Source organism: Scandinavium sp. M-37 (genome assembly GCF_043558715.1).
In the GTDB taxonomy this organism is placed as follows: Bacteria; Pseudomonadota; Gammaproteobacteria; order Enterobacterales; family Enterobacteriaceae; genus Scandinavium; species Scandinavium vulneris_A.
This window is the reverse complement of the sequence record NZ_JBIGIN010000025.1, coordinates 39363-57545: the sequence shown is the minus strand read 5'-3', so window position 1 is coordinate 57545 and position 18183 is coordinate 39363. Positions and strand designations below refer to the sequence as shown.

The following is an 18183-nucleotide window of genomic DNA, read 5'->3' as shown; positions in this document are numbered from 1 at the left end:
CATCGCTGACACGGGAAAAAAGGATGCAAAACCGGCTGACCATCAAAGACATTGCACGCTTAAGCGGCGTCGGAAAATCGACCGTCTCTCGTGTTCTGAATAACGAAAGTGGCGTCAGCCAGCGCACCCGTGAACGGGTGGAAGCGGTGATGAATCAGCACGATTTTTCCCCATCCCGTTCGGCGCGCGCGATGCGCGGTCAGAGCGATAAAGTGGTGGCGATTATCATGAGCCGTCTGGATTCGCTGTCGGAAAACCTCGCGGTGCAGACCATGCTCCCGGCGTTTTATGAACAGGGTTACGACCCCATCATGATGGAGAGCCAGTTCTCGGCGGAGAAAGTCGCCGAGCACCTCGGGATGTTGCAGCGCCGCAATATCGACGGCGTGGTGCTGTTTGGTTTTACCGGCATTACCGACGCGATGTTAACCCCGTGGCGCGACACTTTGGTGATGCTGGCGCGCGATGCCAAAGGCATTGCTTCGGTATGCTACGACGACGAAGGGGCGATCACCCTGCTGATGCAGCGCCTGTACGACAAAGGCCACCGCCATATCAGCTATCTCGGCGTGCCGCACAGCGATGTCACCACCGGCAAACGCCGTCACGATGCCTACCTCGCCTTCTGCAAAAAGCACAAGCTGCACCCGGTCGCCGCCCTCCCCGGCCTGGCGATGAAACAGGGCTATGACGCGGTGGCCAGCGTCACCCATGCCGAGACCACCGCGCTGGTGTGCGCCACTGACACCCTGGCGCTCGGGGCCAGCAAATATCTTCAGGAACAGCGTAACGACACCCTGCAATTGGCGAGCGTCGGCAACACCCCGCTTATGAAGTTCCTGCACCCGGAAATCGTCACCGTCGATCCCGGCTACGGCGAGGCCGGACGTCAGGCTGCGCACCAGCTGATCGAGCAGATCAACGGCCGCGCCGCGCCGCAGCAGCTGGTTATCCCGGCCGCCCTGGCCTGATCCCTTCCTGCCTGTTCATAACGAATTATTGTGATCCTCGCCTGATTTCGGGAACGTTCCCATTTTCCCAAATAAGCGAAACGGATAGGCTTGCGTCCAGGTCATTACTCTCTTCTTGAGGTTTCATGGTGAGCAAAGTCAGACAACAGGATATCGATCGGCTGATCGAATTGGTGGGTGGACGGGACAACATCGCCACGGTCAGCCACTGCATTACCCGCCTGCGTTTTGTACTCAACGATCCGGCGAAGGCCAACCCGAAAGCCATCGAAGAATTGCCGATGGTCAAAGGCTGCTTCACCAACGCCGGGCAGTTCCAGGTGGTGATCGGCACCGAAGTCGGTGATTACTACAAGGTGCTGATCGCCAGCACCGGTCAGGCATCGGCAGATAAAGAGCAGGCCAAACTCGCGGCGCGCCAGAACATGAAATGGCATGAGCGGATGATCTCGCACTTCGCGGAAATCTTTTTCCCACTGCTGCCAGCGCTGATCAGTGGCGGTCTGATCCTCGGGTTCCGTAACGTGATCGGCGATGTGCCGATGAGCAACGGCCAGACCCTGGCGCAGATGTATCCCGGCCTGAAAACCCTGTATGACTTCCTGTGGCTGATTGGCGAGGCTATCTTCTTCTATCTGCCGGTCGGCATCTGCTGGTCTGCGGTCAAGAAAATGGGCGGGACGCCGATTCTCGGCATCGTGCTCGGCGTGACGCTGGTTTCCCCGCAGCTGATGAACGCCTACGAACTCGGGAGCAAAATCCCGGAGGTCTGGAACTTCGGCCTGTTCGCAATTGAGAAAGTCGGCTATCAGGCGCAGGTGATCCCGGCCCTGCTGGCGGGCCTGGCGCTCGGCATGATTGAAACGCGCCTGAAGCGGATCGTGCCTGATTATCTGTATCTGGTGGTGGTTCCGGTGTGTTCGCTGATCCTCGCGGTATTCCTGGCGCATGCCTTTATCGGCCCGTTTGGCCGCTGGATTGGCGACGGCGTGGCCTATGCGGTGCGTCACCTGATGACCGGCAGCTTCGCGCCGATTGGTGCCGCGCTGTTCGGCTTCCTGTATGCGCCATTGGTGATCACCGGCGTGCATCAGACTACCCTCGCCATCGACATGCAAATGATTCAGAGCATGGGCGGTACGCCGGTGTGGCCGCTGATTGCGCTGTCTAACATCGCTCAGGCCTCTGCGGTGGTCGGGATCATTATCTGTAGCAAGAAACACAACGAGCGTGAGATTTCCGTTCCGGCCGCGATTTCCGCCTTCCTCGGCGTGACCGAACCGGCGATGTACGGCATCAACCTCAAATACCGTTTCCCAATGCTGTGTGCGATGGTCGGCTCCGGTCTGGCGGGTTTACTCTGCGGTCTGAACGGCGTGATGGCCAACGGCATCGGCGTCGGTGGCCTGCCAGGGATCCTCTCCATTCAACCAACCTTCTGGCAGGTTTATGCCCTGGCGATGGCAATTGCGGTGATTATCCCGATTGTCCTCACCACGGTGATGTACCAGCGTAAGTTCCGTCAGGGCACGCTGCAAATCGTTTAACTCCTTTTGGGGCGCGCTTGCGCCCCTTCTGTTTTTGATCAGGAAAGCCTTATGAACAACCTTCCGCAGTGGTGGCAAAACGGCGTCATCTACCAGATCTATCCAAAAAGTTTCCAGGACACCACCGGCAGCGGCACCGGCGATTTACGCGGCGTCACCCTGCGTCTGGATTACCTGAAAACCCTCGGGATTGATGCCATCTGGCTGACGCCGTTTTATGTCTCTCCGCAGGTGGATAACGGCTATGACGTGGCGAATTACACCGCCATCGACCCGGCCTACGGCACGCTGGAAGACTTCGATGAACTGGTGGCTGAAGCCAAATCGCGCGGGATTCGGATCGTGCTGGACATGGTGCTGAACCACTCCTCGACGCAGCATCCGTGGTTCCAGGCCTCACTCAACCCGGACAGCCCGTATCGTCAGTTCTATATCTGGCGCGACGGGAAATCGGGCGAGCTGCCGAATAACTGGCGCTCCAAGTTTGGCGGCAACGCCTGGCAGTGGCACGCCGAAAGCGAACAGTATTTTCTGCACCTGTTCGCGCCTGAACAGGCGGACCTCAACTGGGAAAACCCGCAGGTTCGCGCTGAACTGAAAAAGGTCTGCGAATTCTGGGCCAATCGCGGGGTAGATGGCCTGCGCCTCGACGTGGTGAACCTGATTTCTAAAGACCAGGATTTCCCGAACGATCCGGTCGGCGACGGGCGCTGTTTCTACACCGACGGCCCGCGCGTGCACGAATTTCTGCAAGAGATGAGCCGGGATGTGTTCACCCCGCGCGACCTGATGACGGTGGGCGAAATGTCCTCTACCACCCTCGATAACTGCCAGCAGTACGCCTCCCTCGATGGCAGCGAGCTGTCGATGACCTTTAACTTCCATCATCTCAAGGTCGACTATCCGGGCGGGGAAAAGTGGACCCTCGCCAAACCGGATTACGTGGCGCTGAAAGCCCTGTTCAGCCACTGGCAGCAGGGAATGCACAATGTGGCATGGAACGCGCTGTTCTGGTGTAACCACGACCAGCCACGCATCGTGTCGCGCTTTGGCGATGAAGGTGAATACCGCGTTCCGGCGGCGAAAATGCTGGCGATGGTGCTGCACGGGATGCAGGGCACGCCGTACATCTATCAGGGCGAAGAGATTGGCATGACCAATCCCCACTTCTCGCGCATCACCGATTATCGCGACGTCGAAAGCCACAACATGTTCGCCGAACTGCGTGCCCAGGGCTTTGATGCTGACGAGCTGCTGGCGATCCTGGCCAGTAAATCGCGCGATAACAGCCGGACCCCAATGCAGTGGAGCCGCGAGACTCACGCCGGGTTTACCACCGGAGAACCCTGGATAAGCCTCGCCGATAACGTGCAGGAGATTAACGTCCAGGCGGCGCTGAAAGATACGGATTCGGTGTTCTACACCTATCAGCAACTGATCGCCCTGCGTAAAAACGAACCGCTGCTGACCTGGGGCAGCTATCTGGATTTACAGCCGGAGCATCCCTTCCTGTGGTGCTATCGCCGTGAATGGCAGGGGCAGACGCTGTTGGTGGTGGCGAACCTGAGCCGTGACAACCAGTCGTGGCAGCCAGAAGCGGTCGACGGCGAGTGGGAGGTGGCGATGAGCAACTACCCGAACGTCGGTGCTCAACCGGGCGCGATGACCCTGCGCCCGTTTGAAGCGGTGTGGTGGATACAGAAGTAATGTGTTGAATTGCCCGGCGGCGCGTGGCTTGCACGGGCCTACCGAACCTGTCGGCCTGGCACGCTACGCGCCGCCGGGCGCTTCTGCGGTCACCGCCGTTTCTTTCTGCTGCGACGCATGTTCCTCTTTCGCCTTCAGCTTGTCCCAGGCGCGGAAGAACGGATAGTAAATCACCAGCGAAATCCCGAGGTTCACCGCCTGCAACACCGTGCCGGAAACATGCCCCCCGGTGGCCAGATAGCCACTGATGAAAATCGGGGTAGTGAACGGCAGCGCGATCCCCGCAGGCGGTGCTACCAGCCCGGTCGCCATCGCGGTGTAGCTGACAATCACCAGCAGCACCGGGGTCAGAATAAACGGCAGGAAGAAGTACGGGTTCATCACCAGCGGAATGCCAAACACCATCGGCTCGCTGATATTAAACAGTGCGGCCGGGGCGGCGATTTTACCCAGCTGTTTCATCTGCGCACTGCGGCTGCGCAGCACCATGAAAATCACCAGCCCTAACAGCGCCCCCGTCCCGCCCGGGGCAATCCACAGGTCATAAAATTGTTGGGTAATGATGTGCGGAATCGGCTGCCCATTCTGGAATGCGGTCAGGTTTTCCGCCATGTTCGATAGCCACACCGGCTGAATGAACACCAGCACAATGGCGTCGCCATGCAGGCCGAGCGTCCACAGAATGCCTATCAAAATCACCGACACAATCATCCCCGGCAGCGTGCCGCCGACATGATGCATCGGAATACCGATAATCGTCGCAATCATGCTGTTAATGTCGCCGAACGGTGAGGCTTCCACCACCAGACGCAGGGCCAGCACCACCGCCAGCACGCAGAACCCCGGCACCAGAGCGAGGAACGATTTCGCCACCGCTGGCGGCACGCCGTCCGGCATGCGAATAACCAGGTTACGGCTGGCGACAAAGCGATAAATTTCGGTGGAAAGCAGCGAAATCACAATCGCCACGAACAGCCCCTGGCTGCCCACCATACTGATGGGTAACACCCCTTTGACCACTTCTGCCGCCCCGTGAACCGGAGTGAACAGCGTGTTCTGTGGGATGGTCATCACGAATGCCACCAGCGACATCGCCCCGGCGGTGAGCGGATCCAGCGTGCGATACTTTTCCGCCAGGCGGTAAGCAATGCCGAAGCTCGAGATCAGCGCCATGATGTCGTAGGTCGCCTTCACCGGATAGAGCATCTTATCGCGCCAGACGTCGCCGAACAGATGGCTCATCATGTCGGCATAACCCGGCACTGGCAGGTAGGCAAAAATCAGGAAAAATGAGCCAATCAGCATAAACGGCATGTTCAGAATGATGCCGTCCCGAACCGAGAGCACGTGCTTTTGCCCGGCGATTTTCAGCGCGACGGGCATGACATAGCGTTCAATGAGCGTAGTTTTTGACATGGTGATACCCCGTGTTTATGCGTAAGAGAGCCGAACTCAGTTAAATTGCGGTAACCACTGACGATTCAGGGTTAAGACTTCTGCCAGTAACGCCTGGGCGTCGGTGACGTTGCCCACCAGCGGATTGGTCACCAGCGCCAGCAGCGCGCTGTCACGGCAGCCATGCACCGCCGCCTCAATGGCCAGGCGCTCGAAGGCCTTCACCTGCTGGGTCAGGCCATTCATCGCCGGAGGCAGCGGGCCAAAGGTAAGCGGACGTGCGCCCTGTGCGTCGATAATGCTATTGGTTTCCACCACCGCATCGTCATCCAGCCCGTGAATGGCGCCGTTGTTGCGGGTGTTGACCACCATCTCTTTGCCGAGATTGTTGTGAATGGCGTTGATCAACTCCACCGCCACTTCGGAATAGTACGCCCCGCCGCGGAAGCTCAACTGCTCCGGCTTCTCGTCCAGATTCGGATCGGCGTACAGCGCGAACAGCTCCTGCTCAACCTTCATCACCTGCTCCGCGCGGGTGCCTTTGCTTTTCGCCGCCTCAATCTCATCGGCCAGCATCGCAGGCGTCAGCCAGAAATAGCGGTGATACGGGCAGGGGATCGCCTTCAACGCCCGCAGGAAATCCGCCGGCCACGGCAGCTCTTTGATGTTGTTCATCGACAGCGCGTTGCCGTCGCACAGCATCTCAATCACCTCGGCGGTGACGTCTTTCCGGTCCTGCATCACCTTGTGGATCCATACCATGTGATTCAGTCCGGCAAAGCGCAGATTGAGCGTGGCTTCGTCGGCGTTGAGCATTTTTCCAATCATGTGCTGCATGTTGATCGGCACATTGCACAGGCCGATGATTTTCGCCTTGCTGTAACGGCTCACCGCTTCGGTAACGATCCCCGCCGGATTGGTGAAGTTGAGGATAAAGGCATCCGGGGCCAGTTCTTCGACCTTGCGCGCCACCTCAAGGATCACCGGAATGGTGCGCAGCGCTTTGGCAAACCCGCCCACGCCGGTGGTCTCCTGGCCGAGCAAATGGTATTTCAGCCCTAAGCGCTCGTCCTGCGCCCGCGCCGCCAGTTGGCCGACGCGTAGCTGGGTCAGCACAAAGTTAGCCCCGCGAATGGCGGCATCCAGCGTGAAGTGCACGCTGACGTGGACGTGCTCAAGCCCTTTGTGTTTCAGCATCCGCCGGGTCAGCGCGGCAATAATCTCGACCTTTTCGCGACCCGACTCGACGTCCACCAGCGCCAGCTCGGTGACCGGAAGCTGCTCGTAACGCAGAATAATCCCTTCAATCAGTTCTGGGGTGTAGCTACTGCCGCCGCCGATGACGGCGATTTTTAAGGGTGTCATGATGACCTCGTTTTCGGCACAGGGAAGCCCACGCGTGAACGTGAACGCCACGCGGAAGTGCCGGTCAGCGTAAAAGGAAAATCAGGAAGCGATCAGGGCCAGGGCTTTGTCGAGCACCGCCGCACCGCGCATCAGGCCATAGTCGGCCATGTCAATCACCGCCACGGCTTTGCCCTGCGGCTCAGCGATGGCGGCGAGACGGGTGATTTCATATTTGACCTGCGGGCCAAGCAGCACCACGTCGGCCCCCGGCAGTTCACGTTCAAACTCGGCGACGGGGACGGCGTAGATATCCAAATCCAGCGCGCGCAGCTGGGCTTCGGCTTTCATTTTGTTGACCAGCATGCTGGTCGACATTCCGGCGGCACAGCATAAAACGATTCGTTGCATGAGATTCCCCTTCAGTCATTCATGCGGTCAATAACGACGCGCATGTCTATATTGTTAAGATTATGTAATGAAGCAGGCTATATGAAATTTATTTTCATGGATGTGATCAAGGCTCAATTTCTCATCATAATTTACGCGAGCATTGGTGAGATAACCTGCGAAAACGTAGGCGTCATCGCCATTAAGTGGTATAAAAAGCCCTATCCATAAGTGAAAAATATTTTCAAACCGTGACAGCGCGCAAAGGACACAAACCGATGGATATCGTGGGTCAACTACAGGATGGGATGAGTCGCTTTAGTGCGCAGGAATCCCGCGTAGCGACGTTTATTCTGGAAAACATGAGCTTTACCGCCAGCGCGTCGATTGATGAACTGGCGGCGAAAGCGGGCGTCAGCCCGGCGACCATCACCCGTTTTGCCCGCTCGGTGGGCTGCGATGATATCCGCGACCTGCGTAAACAGCTGGCGCAGGCGAGTGAACGGCGTTCAACCTGGGTATCGGGCAACAGCCCGGCCCTGCCGTCCACCTGGCGGGACCGTTTCGACGTGATCAATCTGACGCTTGCCCATCAGCTACAGCACACCAGCGAAGGCGCGGTCGAGAAGCTCAAAGCCCGGCTGCAAACCGCCCGCGCGGTACACTGTTTTGCCCTCGGCGAGCAGGATGTGCCGCTTGCGACGCTGTTACAGCATCAGCTCCTGCCGCTCGGAATTGCGCTCAATCTTTGCCAGGATGGCAACCTGATGCGGATGATTGCCAGCACGCTCAGCGACGATCACCTCCTGTTGGTCCTCGCCACTGGCCCAGCGGACAACCTGCTGCAAAGCGCTACCTTGCAGGCCAGGATGCAGGGCGCGGCGATTTTCGCCCTCACCCCGCGCAGTCATGCCCTGAGCAATATGGCCGCCGAGGTGCTGCCCATCGCGCCATCGCCCCAGGCCGCGCGTTACGCGATCCTGATGCTGGTCGATTTGCTCAACGACACCCTCATCGCGTGATCGACCTCACAGCGCGGTGTGCGCTGTGAACATCTGATTTCGCTGCTTTTTTGCCCACATCAAATTACCAGAAATTTCTAATTAAGCAGAACTGCCCATCTGCTGCGCTGTCCCATTTTTACTTTGTTCTGAATCAAAAAAATCGCAAACATGTTTAATGCATAGCACTACATATAGAACTTAAAATGCACGCCGACCCTATATATTGTATTAAACGATGGAGTGATCATGACACCGCATGTGATGAAAAGAGACGGCTGTAAAGCGCCTTTCAACTCAGCACGCATCCAGGAAGCTATCCTGCGTGCGGCTAACGCAGCGGGAGTCGATGACGCAGATTATTGCGCCACCGTCGCAGATATTGTCAGCGCCCAGATGCAGGGCCGCGAGCGCGTGGATATCAATGAGATCCAGACTGCGGTCGAAAATCAGCTGATGTCAGGTCCCTACAAACAGCTGGCGCGTGCCTATATTGAGTACCGCCACGACCGTGACGTCCAGCGTGAAAAACGTGGCCGCCTGAATCAGGAAATTCGTGGCCTGGTGGAGCAGACCAACTCAGCGCTGCTCAACGAGAATGCGAACAAAGACAGTAAAGTGATCCCGACCCAGCGCGACCTGCTGGCGGGCATCGTCGCCAAGCACTATGCCCGTCAGCATCTGCTGCCGTACGACGTGGTGCAGGCGCACGAGCGCGGTGAAATCCACTACCACGACCTCGACTATTCGCCGTTCTTCCCGATGTTCAACTGCATGCTTATCGACCTGAAAGGCATGTTGACCCAGGGCTTCAAGATGGGGAACGCGGAAATCGAGCCGCCAAAATCCATCTCCACCGCCACTGCCGTGACCGCGCAGATCATCGCCCAGGTGGCGAGCCATATCTATGGCGGCACCACCATCAACCGTATCGATGAAGTGCTGGCCCCGTTTGTGACCGCCAGCTTTGAGAAACACCGTCGGACGGCGCAAGAGTGGCAGATCCCGGATGCCGACGGTTACGCCCATTCCCGCACCGAAAAAGAGTGCTACGACGCGTTCCAGTCGCTGGAATATGAAGTGAATACGCTGCACACCGCTAACGGCCAGACGCCGTTCGTGACCTTCGGTTTTGGTCTCGGCACCAGCTGGGAATCGCGGATGATCCAGCAGTCGATTCTGCGTAACCGCATTGCGGGGCTGGGCAAAAACCGTAAAACCGCGGTGTTCCCGAAGCTGGTGTTTGCTATCCGCGACGGCCTGAACCACAAACCTGGCGACGCGAACTACGACATCAAACAGCTGGCGCTGGAGTGTGCAAGCAAGCGCATGTACCCGGATATCCTCAACTACGATCAGGTGGTGAAAGTCACCGGTTCGTTCAAAACCCCGATGGGCTGTCGTAGCTTCCTCGGCGTGTGGGAAAACGAGAACGGCGAGCAGGTGCATGAAGGCCGCAACAATATCGGTGTGATCAGCCTCAACCTGCCGCGCATTGCGCTGGAAGCGAAAGGCGACGAAGCCGCGTTCTGGACCTTGCTGGATGAGCGTCTGCAGCTCGCCCGTAAAGCGCTGATGACCCGCATCGCCCGTCTGGAAGGCGTCAAAGCGCGGGTGGCCCCTATCCTGTATATGGAAGGTGCCTGCGGCGTGCGTCTGAAAGCGGACGACGACGTGTCTGAAATTTTCAAAGACGGTCGCGCGTCGATTTCACTGGGTTACATCGGCATTCACGAAACCATCAATGCGCTGTTTGGCGATTCGCACATGTACGACAGCGAGGCCCTGCGTGCCAAAGGCGTTGCCATCGTGCAGCGTCTGCGTGATGCGGTCGATCGGTGGAAAGACGAAACCGGCTACGGCTTCAGCCTGTACAGCACCCCGAGTGAAAACCTGTGCGATCGCTTCTGCCGCCTCGATACCGCCGAATTTGGCCTGGTAGAAGGTGTGACCGACAAAGGCTATTACACCAACAGCTTCCATCTCGACGTCGAGAAGAAAGTTAACCCGTACGATAAGATTGATTTCGAAGCGGCGTACCCGCCTATCGCTAACGGTGGCTTCATTTGCTACGGCGAATACCCGAACATCCAGCACAACCTCAAGGCGCTGGAAGACGTGTGGGATTACAGCTATCAGCACGTGCCGTATTACGGCACCAACACCCCGATCGACGAGTGCTACGAGTGCGGTTTCACCGGTGAGTTTGAATGCACCAGCAAAGGCTTCACCTGCCCGAAATGCGGCAACCACGACGCGGCTCGCGTCTCAGTAACCCGTCGCGTGTGCGGCTATTTAGGCAGCCCGGATGCCCGCCCGTTTAACGCCGGTAAGCAGGAAGAAGTGAAGCGCCGCGTCAAGCATTTGGGGAATGGGCAGTTAGGTTAATTTATTCATTGAGCTGCTGTCCCCCCTCACCCCGGCCCTCTCCCTGAGGGAGAGGGGGCAAAAAGTCCCCTCGCCCCTTTGGGGAGAGGGTTAGGGTGAGGGGAAAAAGGTTATACACTATGAATTATCACCAATATTACCCGGTCGACATCGTCAACGGGCCAGGCACCCGCTGCACCTTGTTCGTCTCCGGCTGTGTGCATGAATGCCCCGGGTGCTATAACAAAAGCACCTGGCGGCTGAACTCCGGTCTGCCGTTTACCGATGACATGGCCGACCAGATCATCGCCGATCTGAACGACACCCGGGTCAAACGGCAGGGAATTTCGTTATCAGGTGGCGATCCGCTGCATCCGCAAAACGTGCCGGAGATCCTGCGGCTGGTGAAACGTATTCAGGCCGAATGCCCGGGGAAAGATATCTGGGTCTGGACCGGTTATAAACTGGAAGAGCTGAACGCAGCACAGCGGGAAGTGGTGGATCGGATCAACGTCCTGGTCGATGGCAAGTTTGTGCAGGACCTGAAAGATCCGTCGCTTATCTGGCGCGGCAGCAGCAATCAGGTGGTCCATCACCTGCGCTAGCCGGTCAGAAGCGGCTGACGCACTCCATCGCCACGCTTTTGAATTCGCTGAAGTTCTGACAGGTACACAGCCGGGCCATCGCCCGTTCACGCAGGAAGGTGACGAAAATATCGTAAATCGCCATCGCTTCTTCGTATTCGCTTTTGCTGATCGCCAGCAGGAAAATCACATGTGCGGTTTCATCTCCCCAGGCAATGCCCTGGGGAGCCAGAACGGTGTACACCACGGTTTTCTTGGCCATCAGGCCTAAGGCGTGCGGGAGCGCGATGCCGTCGCCGAGCATGGTGCTGACGATGGCCTCACGCTCTACCACCGAATCAACAAACTCGCCATCAACAAACCCTTCCTCACGCAGCTGCTCACACAGCTCGGCAAACAGCGTCTGACGGTCAACCGGCGCGTTGATAATGCGGAAATGGCGGGCATCGAAGAACTTCTCCAGCATCCATGGCCGGGTTCGGTCCACCAGCACCAGCTTACCAATTTGCTCTAACTGGTAGTCCGTCGGGAACGGCGACATCACCACCACCGGCTTATCTTTTTCGGCGATACGCACCGTCGACACCACAAAATCTTCGCTGATGCTGTCCCGCTGCTCGTACTCGCGCAGGGTGATGGTTTCGGTCATTTCGAGCTGGGCATACTTGCGTTGCAGCACCGCTTCAATCATGCGCACCATCGCATTCCCGGCGTCGCACACCAGCAGCACGCGCGGCTGGCGCTGATAGCCAATGTTGTAGTGACGCTCCAGCCCGACGCCAATGTGCAGCACCAGGAAACCCATTTCGGTTTCACTGATGGTCCACGGGGTGTATTTGCTCCAGCCGGACACCGCTGCCAGGGTCATGTCCCACGCCATCGGATAGTGCTGCTTGATGTTATCCAGCAGCGGATTGGGGATCATAATCTGGTAGCGTACCCGGGTGATCATCGTTTTGATGTGGGTCAGCAGGTCGGCGTGCAGCTGCTCGTCGCTGAGCAGGTTGTAGTTATAGTGGTTATTGATGTACTGCAGAATGTAGTTCACCAGCGCTTCGTCATCGTCGGCGTTAATCTGGCTGGGGGCAATGTCCTGCACCTGACGCGCGGCGATATGCACCCGCAGCCAGTTCTCTTCCGATGTCGCCAGCGTTTTGCCCGCCAGCTGTTGAATGGCCGCCGCGATGTCGCGCGCGGCATGACGCACGTCGTCGGTTACGTCTTCGGCGCTAAACTCCGGCAGCGGGTAGCCTTCGCTTACGCGACGGACCGCCACCGCACAGTACAGACGCACAAACAGCTCGCCTTCATCGGTCAGGCGAATGTGCCAGCGGTTAAAGACGTCCTGCAATACGCCCGCCAGCTGTTCCGGCACGCCCGCATTCAGGGCTTCCTGGCTGAGCAGGGGATTGGCGCTGTCCTGCTGGGCCAGCTGCCAGAGCAGGTCCGTCAGACAGGCGCGAATCGACATTTCACTGCCGAACAGCTTCACCCCGTGTCGCGGTCGGGTTTCCAGGGTCAGTTGATAACGCGCCAGCCCTTCGCGGACTTCGGCCATATCGCCCTGCAACGTTGCCCGGCTGACAAACCATTCATCGGCCAAATCTTCCAGCTTCAGCGAGAACGCTGAGGTCAGGAAGCGAACCATCAAATAATGCACCCGCTCGCTGCCGGTGCGCGGGATGCGTAGCGTGCGCGGCCGGGCATCCAGAATCGACTGAAACAGCGTCGGATCGTCCACCCGCAGCTGATACCCGTTGCCACGGCTGAGAATAAACTGCGCCCCGTGCTGGGCCAGCAGCGCATTGAGTGCGGTGATATCGGCCCGAACGGTACGCGTGGAAACGGACAACCGCTGGGCGAGTTCATCCTGCGGCAGCGTTTCGTTTTGCAACATTTCAAACAGTTGCGCTAAGCGTTGATTCGGGAATCGCACTCGGGTGTCCTCTTGTTCAAAACGGGCGACATGCGCCCGTGGTCCTGCTTACTGTTACGGTGATATCACCATTTGCGATGGGCTGCCGATGGCGGTATAGCCCGGTTCGAAGGTCAGTTTTCCGCTGTGCGGCGCAACCTTAAAGCGGGTGATGTTGTCACTGCGCTGATTCATCACGTACAACCACTGCCCTTTGCTATCGAGAGTCAGGGTGCGCGGGTGGTCGCCACGGGTCCAGATATCATCCTGGTGAATAAGTTCCCCGTCAGCGGATACCGTAAAGTGTGCGATGCTGTTATGCAAACGATTGGCAACATACAGCTGTTTTCCGTCCTGGCTGAGGACCAATCCGGCGGCAAAACTGGTGCCTTGATACGCTTTCGGCAGCGACGACACGGTTTTCCCTTCGGTTAGGGTGCCTTTGCTCCTGTCGAGCGAATAATGGGTTAGCGTCGAGGCTTCTTCGTTAATTAACCATAGACCATCGCCCTTCGGGGTGAACACAAAGTGACGTGGCCCCGCGCCTTTAGACGACGCAGCAATAAACGGCGGGGTGTTTGGTGTCAGCTTGCCGGTGGTGTCATCAAGATGATATTGATAGATCCGGTCCAGCCCCAGATCGGTGGAGAAAACGTATTTTCCCTGAGGATCGGCAGCGATCATATGCGCATGTGGCCCGTTATGATCGCTGATGGCGAAACTGCCTTTCGCCGCCGCTTCCGGTTTACCTGCCCCCGCCGGACCCTGATCCTGATGGGTATCCGAGGCTTCGCTCAGGCTGCCGTCATCTTTCACCGGCAGCACCGCAATCGTGCCGCTGACATAGTTCGCCACCAGCAGGTGTCGCCCGTTCGGCGTCAGCGACAGATACACCGGCCCGGCCCCGCCAGAAGATACCTGATTCAGTTCCGTCAGGCTGCCATCAGCGCTAATCCTCCACGCCTGCACCACGCCTTTCTCCGCTTCACTGGCGGCATACAGCGTTTTGCCATCATGGGAAACGGTCAACTGCGCGGCGTTGGGTAGGGAGCTCACCAGCGTTTTGTCATGCAGATCGCCGGTGGCCGGATCGACCGTGAACCGGTACAGACCTTCGCCGTTCGGATTGTAGGTGCCAACCCAGGCAAACTGCGCCTGAGCATGGGCGGCGGTCGCGAGCAGTGAGAATGAAGCGACAAGCAGATGGCGTGCGGACAGCATGGGAACTCCTTGACGGTTGTGATGTGGTTTCCCCTCTCCCCAAAGGGAACTGTTTTGCTCCCTCTCCCCTTGGGGAGAGGGCCGGGGTGAGGGGTAACGATTTTACCCTACCAGCTTTTTGGTCATCTCCAGCAAGGTGCGAACATCGTCAGGACGCGTATTGCCGCTTTCCTTGTCGATAATCGAGCTGTAGATATGCGGGATCACTTTCTTCACCCCCGCATCGAGGGCGATCTTCAGGATTTCGCTGTAGTTTTCCAGATCGATCCCGCCGGTGGGCTCCAGCCAGAAATCGTGCCGGGCGCAGGCTTCGGCGACCACCTGATATTCATCGCGACTCTTCAGGCCGCCCATCGGGAAGTATTTAATAGAGCTGCAACCCATATCTTTCAGCAGGGCAATCGCGGTCTCCACTGGCACAATGCCGTCCGGCGCTTTGCTACTCAGCGGGCCGGTGGAGATTTTGACCATCCCCGGCGTGCCGGTGGGCGATACCAGACCGTTAACGACCGTCTCGTTTTGTCCGAGCAACGCGCGGCTGGTGGCCACGCCGGTGAACACCTGGTTCACGTGCTGCGGCTGCACTTCACGGGAAATCAGGCTGACCATTTCGGACTGGTTCGGATCACCCGCGCCGAGACCTACCGACAGCGCGTTATCAATCAGCGCCGCGTATTCGCGCATGTCGGTCACTGCGCTTGCCACATCAGGATAATTTTTGGAGAGTACGCCGACCAGCACGTGGCCTTCAGAAGCCTCGTAAACCTCGCTGGCGTTAGCTTTCGACCCGGCCAGGACATTCAGACAGACACGGTCACGGTAAAAATTCGGGCTCAGTTTCATGCGTTTTTCTCCTTGTTCAACACCTGCTCGATACGGCTGGCGACAATTTCCAGCTGCGCCGCGTTCACGCTGCGCACATCGGCTTCAATAATGCCTTCGTTGGCTTTGTAGCCCCGGAAGTAGATGGCGTATTCGCCTTTTTTCAGCTCGGCAACCAGTTCGCCGGTGGCGATGCCGGTCACGGCTTCATCAAATTTGATTTCGGTACGGGCGATGTCGCGTCCGGCGGCATCCCACACCACGCGGGAGGTCACACCGTTGAGGGCGTTCAGGGCGGTGATAAACGGCGTCATTTTTTCGACCATCTGCGCCCCGCTCTCTTTCTGCGCCGTCAGGTAATGTTCGATGGCGCAGGTCAGGCCGAGAATGCCTTCTTTACCGACTTTCATCGCCCGGCCAATGCCCGCAGACTGGCGTTTCACCCATTCAACGTACTGGGTTTTACCGATAACCAGGCCGCTGGTCGGCCCTTCGATGGCCTTCGCCCCGCTGTAAATCACGAGGTCTGCACCTGCACGGTAGTAGCACTGCAAATCTTCTTCGGCAGCCGCATCGACGATCAGCGGCAGGTTGTGCTTACGCGCCACCACCACCGCCTGCTCGACGCTGAGCATGCTCTTCTGCACGCAGTGGTGCGATTTGATGTACATAATCGCCGCCGTACGCGGGGAAATCGCCGCCGCCAGCTGATCGGCTGAACATTCGTTCGCGTAGCCCGCTTCGACCATTTTGCCGCCGCCCAGGGCGATCATGGTGCTGACCGGGGCGCCAAAGTTGACGTTATGCCCGCGCGGCAGCACGATTTCGTTGTTCTCAATCGCGGTGCTGTGCAGGTTTTCCAGCAGCCAGTCGCTGTCTTTCACCAACACTGCGGCAACGGACTGCGCAATCCCGGCAGAGGCACAGGACACCACCGTTGCGCCTTCGACCTCGAGTAGTCTGGCAATGTATTCCCCGGTCTTGTTGACCAGGTCTTTCATTTCAAAGTAGTGATTCATGCCGGTCAGCACCGCGTCAACCACTTCCGGGCGTGGAGTCGACACACCAAGCGCCGTCATGCGGCCAGAAGCGTTAATCACTTGTTTAAGCTGGTATTTCTCATAAATCGAAGACATGTTCTGCACTCCCTTGTTCGGTCATATAGCCCTTGCCCGCGCGGATCGCGGCCAGCGGCACCAGATCCAGGTCCGCCTGCAGAGCGTTGTTTTCAGCATCCACCAGCGTCACTGGCTGGTGTTTCAGGGTGAATACGGTCAGGTCGGCGTCGAAGCCCACCGCCAGTTGGCCTTTGTGCTTGAGGCGCATCGCCTCTGCAGCGTTGGCGGTTACGCAGTCGATAACCTGTGCCAGCGTCATCCCGATGGCGAGGAATTTCGCCATCACCCGCGCCAGGGAATGTACAGGCCCGTCGATGCGGTTGCGGCAGTAAATATCAGAGCTGATGGTGTGCGGCAGAATGTCCATCGCAATCGCCTGTTTCGCCACCTCAAAGCTAAAGCTGGCGGTGCCGTGGCCGACATCAAGCTTGATACCGCGCTTCAGGGCACCGGACACCGAGGCCCGCAGCTCGCCCGCGGGCGTCAGGATGCGATTCGGTTTGCCGTTATAGCAGTGGGTAATGATGTCGCCGGAGGTCAGCAGCTCGGTGATTTCATCGAGATTCGGCGGGTTGTTACCGATGTGGACCATCAGCGGCAGGTCGCCGTTGGCGGTCTGGATCTGTTTGGCTTTTTCCAGCGGGGTGATGCCGTTTTCACCGACCACGCTGCTGCTCATGCGTGCCTTCAGGCCGACGATGAAATCCGGGTGACGCTGGATAGCCGCCGCCGCCGCGTCCGCGTCGATGTTGGCCATATTCGCCAGTTCGTTCTGCGCGATTAACCCCACGCGAGAGATGTTCAGCAGTGCATACACGTCGGTGGCACAGGCGCGGGTCAGTTGATGGAAGGTATCCACATCGTCCGCCCCGGTGCTCCCTGCGTCGATAACGGTGGTGACGCCCGTCGACACGCCGACGCTGTCCGGCTGGTCGTGGTAAATCGGCGATTTCGGGTAGCAATGAACGTGTAAATCAATCCAGCCTGCGCTGACGTAGCACTCGCCGTTGAGCGAGACGACTTTCGTCGCCTCTGCGTCAATGTCGCCCAGCGCGGCAATTTTACCGTCCTGAATGGCGATATCGGTGACCGTATCGTCAACCAGTCGCGCACGCTTAAGCAGTAAATCAAACATCGTTTTCTCCTTGCGGACTTAACCGATCGCTACCGGGAAAATAGATCCGAGGATCATCGCACCGAGGATAGCCCCGCCGGTGATCGGCTTCTGCCAGATGTAGAACAGTAACGCGCCCACCAGGGAACCAATGCCGATTGGAATGGAGGCGGTCATCGCGCTGAGGATAATCAAAGGACCGAGGAAGCGGCCGGAGGTGTTACCCGCGCCCATCATTACGTCTGCCCCGTAGGTGGAATCGCTCTGATTGATGGTGAACTTACGCGCGAGGATGATGACGTAGCCAATCGCCAGACCAATCACCAGGCCGGTCAGCAGCGATGCGCCGAAGTTCGCCACCGGGAACACGATACCCGCGCCAAGCAGCAGTGCCGGAACGCCGAGGCCAACCCCGGTCTGGATAGCGCCGCCGATATCAAGGATGCCTACCAGCGAGCCTTCGATGATACGGGCGAACAGGAAGCTGGCCCCGAACGCCGCGACCGCGCCGTAAACGCCGGTATCAATACCCGATTTCAACATCGCCACGAAGGCGACTTCGTTAAACGCGCCGATACCGTACAGGTAGTACATGTGTGTCCCGGCGAAGATGCCGGAGGAAAGCAGGCCGACAAAGATCGGGAATGACCAGTCCGCGTACCAAAAACCTTTATTCTGTTCCATGCG

Annotated in this window: 15 protein-coding genes; 6 read left to right on the top strand and 9 right to left on the bottom strand. The window is 58.2% G+C overall.

Translation table 11 applies throughout. From position 1 onward, the window contains the following. Nucleotides 1-23 precede the first annotated feature (23 nt). The 3 genes from treR to treC all read left to right on the top strand — a co-directional run bounded on the left by treR (nt 24) and on the right by treC (nt 4225). Nucleotides 24-971 carry a trehalose operon repressor TreR gene (gene treR / locus ACG0Z5_RS17200; protein WP_319785146.1) on the top strand — a complete coding sequence of 316 codons (948 nt, stop codon included), beginning with the start codon at nt 24-26 and terminating at the stop codon, nt 969-971. 128 nt (nt 972-1099) lie between these two features. Beyond that, nucleotides 1100-2518 carry a PTS trehalose transporter subunit IIBC gene (gene treB, locus ACG0Z5_RS17195; protein WP_394449635.1) on the top strand — a complete coding sequence of 473 codons (1419 nt, stop codon included), beginning with the start codon at nt 1100-1102 and terminating at the stop codon, nt 2516-2518. A 51-nt stretch (nt 2519-2569) separates the two neighbouring features. Beyond that, entirely contained in the window at nt 2570-4225 is a 1656-nt protein-coding gene (gene treC, locus ACG0Z5_RS17190; protein WP_394449613.1) for an alpha,alpha-phosphotrehalase, read from the top strand. 63 nt (nt 4226-4288) lie between these two features. On the opposite strand, the gene celB is transcribed toward treC, so the two are convergent. The 3 genes from celB to ACG0Z5_RS17175 form a co-directional block, all read right to left on the bottom strand. Beyond that, a complete protein-coding gene (celB, locus tag ACG0Z5_RS17185; protein ID WP_394449611.1) occupies nt 4289-5641 on the bottom strand; it encodes a PTS cellobiose transporter subunit IIC in 1353 nt (450 codons plus the stop codon). Nucleotides 5642-5677: 36 nt separating this feature from the next. Beyond that, a complete protein-coding gene (locus tag ACG0Z5_RS17180) occupies nt 5678-6985 on the bottom strand; it encodes a 6-phospho-beta-glucosidase (protein WP_394449609.1) in 1308 nt (435 codons plus the stop codon). Nucleotides 6986-7066: 81 nt separating this feature from the next. Continuing rightward, complete coding sequence (locus ACG0Z5_RS17175) at nt 7067-7375, bottom strand: PTS sugar transporter subunit IIB (RefSeq protein ID WP_319628374.1); 309 nt, start codon at nt 7373-7375, stop codon at nt 7067-7069. 257 nt (nt 7376-7632) lie between these two features. On the opposite strand from ACG0Z5_RS17175, the gene ACG0Z5_RS17170 reads away from it, so the two are divergent. From ACG0Z5_RS17170 to nrdG, 3 genes are all read left to right on the top strand, one after another. Continuing rightward, nucleotides 7633-8376: a MurR/RpiR family transcriptional regulator gene (locus tag ACG0Z5_RS17170; RefSeq protein WP_394449606.1), complete on the top strand. Its 744-nt coding sequence runs from the start codon at nt 7633-7635 to the stop codon at nt 8374-8376. 228 nt (nt 8377-8604) lie between these two features. Further along, nucleotides 8605-10743 carry an anaerobic ribonucleoside-triphosphate reductase gene (gene nrdD / locus ACG0Z5_RS17165; RefSeq protein WP_394449604.1) on the top strand — a complete coding sequence of 713 codons (2139 nt, stop codon included), beginning with the start codon at nt 8605-8607 and terminating at the stop codon, nt 10741-10743. Between the two features lie 119 nt (nt 10744-10862). After that, entirely contained in the window at nt 10863-11327 is a 465-nt protein-coding gene (nrdG, locus tag ACG0Z5_RS17160; RefSeq protein WP_394449602.1) for an anaerobic ribonucleoside-triphosphate reductase-activating protein, read from the top strand. Between the two features lie 4 nt (nt 11328-11331). On the opposite strand, the gene ACG0Z5_RS17155 is transcribed toward nrdG, so the two are convergent. The 6 genes from ACG0Z5_RS17155 to ACG0Z5_RS17130 form a co-directional block, all read right to left on the bottom strand. Then, the gene (locus tag ACG0Z5_RS17155) at nt 11332-13242 is read right to left on the bottom strand and encodes a BglG family transcription antiterminator (RefSeq protein WP_394449600.1); all 1911 of its coding nucleotides are present in this window, start codon (nt 13240-13242) and stop codon (nt 11332-11334) included. Between the two features lie 54 nt (nt 13243-13296). Next, complete coding sequence (locus ACG0Z5_RS17150; RefSeq protein WP_394449598.1) at nt 13297-14442, bottom strand: lactonase family protein; 1146 nt, start codon at nt 14440-14442, stop codon at nt 13297-13299. A gap of 102 nt (nt 14443-14544) precedes the next feature. After that, nucleotides 14545-15285: a 2-dehydro-3-deoxy-phosphogluconate aldolase gene (gene dagF / locus ACG0Z5_RS17145; protein WP_394449596.1), complete on the bottom strand. Its 741-nt coding sequence runs from the start codon at nt 15283-15285 to the stop codon at nt 14545-14547. Further along, nucleotides 15282-16400: a DgaE family pyridoxal phosphate-dependent ammonia lyase gene (locus tag ACG0Z5_RS17140; protein WP_394449594.1), complete on the bottom strand. Its 1119-nt coding sequence runs from the start codon at nt 16398-16400 to the stop codon at nt 15282-15284. Before ACG0Z5_RS17140 ends, dagF begins: the two co-directional genes overlap by 4 nt. Next, a complete protein-coding gene (locus ACG0Z5_RS17135) occupies nt 16384-17517 on the bottom strand; it encodes an amidohydrolase/deacetylase family metallohydrolase (RefSeq protein WP_394449593.1) in 1134 nt (377 codons plus the stop codon). The genes ACG0Z5_RS17140 and ACG0Z5_RS17135 overlap by 17 nt, the downstream gene beginning before the upstream one ends. 18 nt (nt 17518-17535) lie before the next feature. Beyond that, on the bottom strand, nt 17536-18180 hold the full coding sequence (locus ACG0Z5_RS17130; protein ID WP_394449591.1) for a DUF4310 family protein: 645 nt from the start codon (nt 18178-18180) through the stop codon (nt 17536-17538). Nucleotides 18181-18183 lie beyond the last annotated feature (3 nt).

Coding starts and splice junctions, on each gene's coding strand:
- treR (WP_319785146.1), top strand. CDS start 24: ATGCAAAACCGGCTGACCATCAAAGACATTGCACGCTTAAGCGGCGTC.
- treC (WP_394449613.1), top strand. CDS start 2,570: ATGAACAACCTTCCGCAGTGGTGGCAAAACGGCGTCATCTACCAGATC.
- celB (WP_394449611.1), bottom strand. CDS start 5,641: ATGTCAAAAACTACGCTCATTGAACGCTATGTCATGCCCGTCGCGCTG.
- ACG0Z5_RS17180 (WP_394449609.1), bottom strand. CDS start 6,985: ATGACACCCTTAAAAATCGCCGTCATCGGCGGCGGCAGTAGCTACACC.
- ACG0Z5_RS17175 (WP_319628374.1), bottom strand. CDS start 7,375: ATGCAACGAATCGTTTTATGCTGTGCCGCCGGAATGTCGACCAGCATG.
- ACG0Z5_RS17170 (WP_394449606.1), top strand. CDS start 7,633: ATGGATATCGTGGGTCAACTACAGGATGGGATGAGTCGCTTTAGTGCG.
- nrdD (WP_394449604.1), top strand. CDS start 8,605: ATGACACCGCATGTGATGAAAAGAGACGGCTGTAAAGCGCCTTTCAAC.
- nrdG (WP_394449602.1), top strand. CDS start 10,863: ATGAATTATCACCAATATTACCCGGTCGACATCGTCAACGGGCCAGGC.
- ACG0Z5_RS17150 (WP_394449598.1), bottom strand. CDS start 14,442: ATGCTGTCCGCACGCCATCTGCTTGTCGCTTCATTCTCACTGCTCGCG.
- dagF (WP_394449596.1), bottom strand. CDS start 15,285: ATGAAACTGAGCCCGAATTTTTACCGTGACCGTGTCTGTCTGAATGTC.
- ACG0Z5_RS17140 (WP_394449594.1), bottom strand. CDS start 16,400: ATGTCTTCGATTTATGAGAAATACCAGCTTAAACAAGTGATTAACGCT.
- ACG0Z5_RS17135 (WP_394449593.1), bottom strand. CDS start 17,517: ATGTTTGATTTACTGCTTAAGCGTGCGCGACTGGTTGACGATACGGTC.
- ACG0Z5_RS17130 (WP_394449591.1), bottom strand. CDS start 18,180: ATGGAACAGAATAAAGGTTTTTGGTACGCGGACTGGTCATTCCCGATC.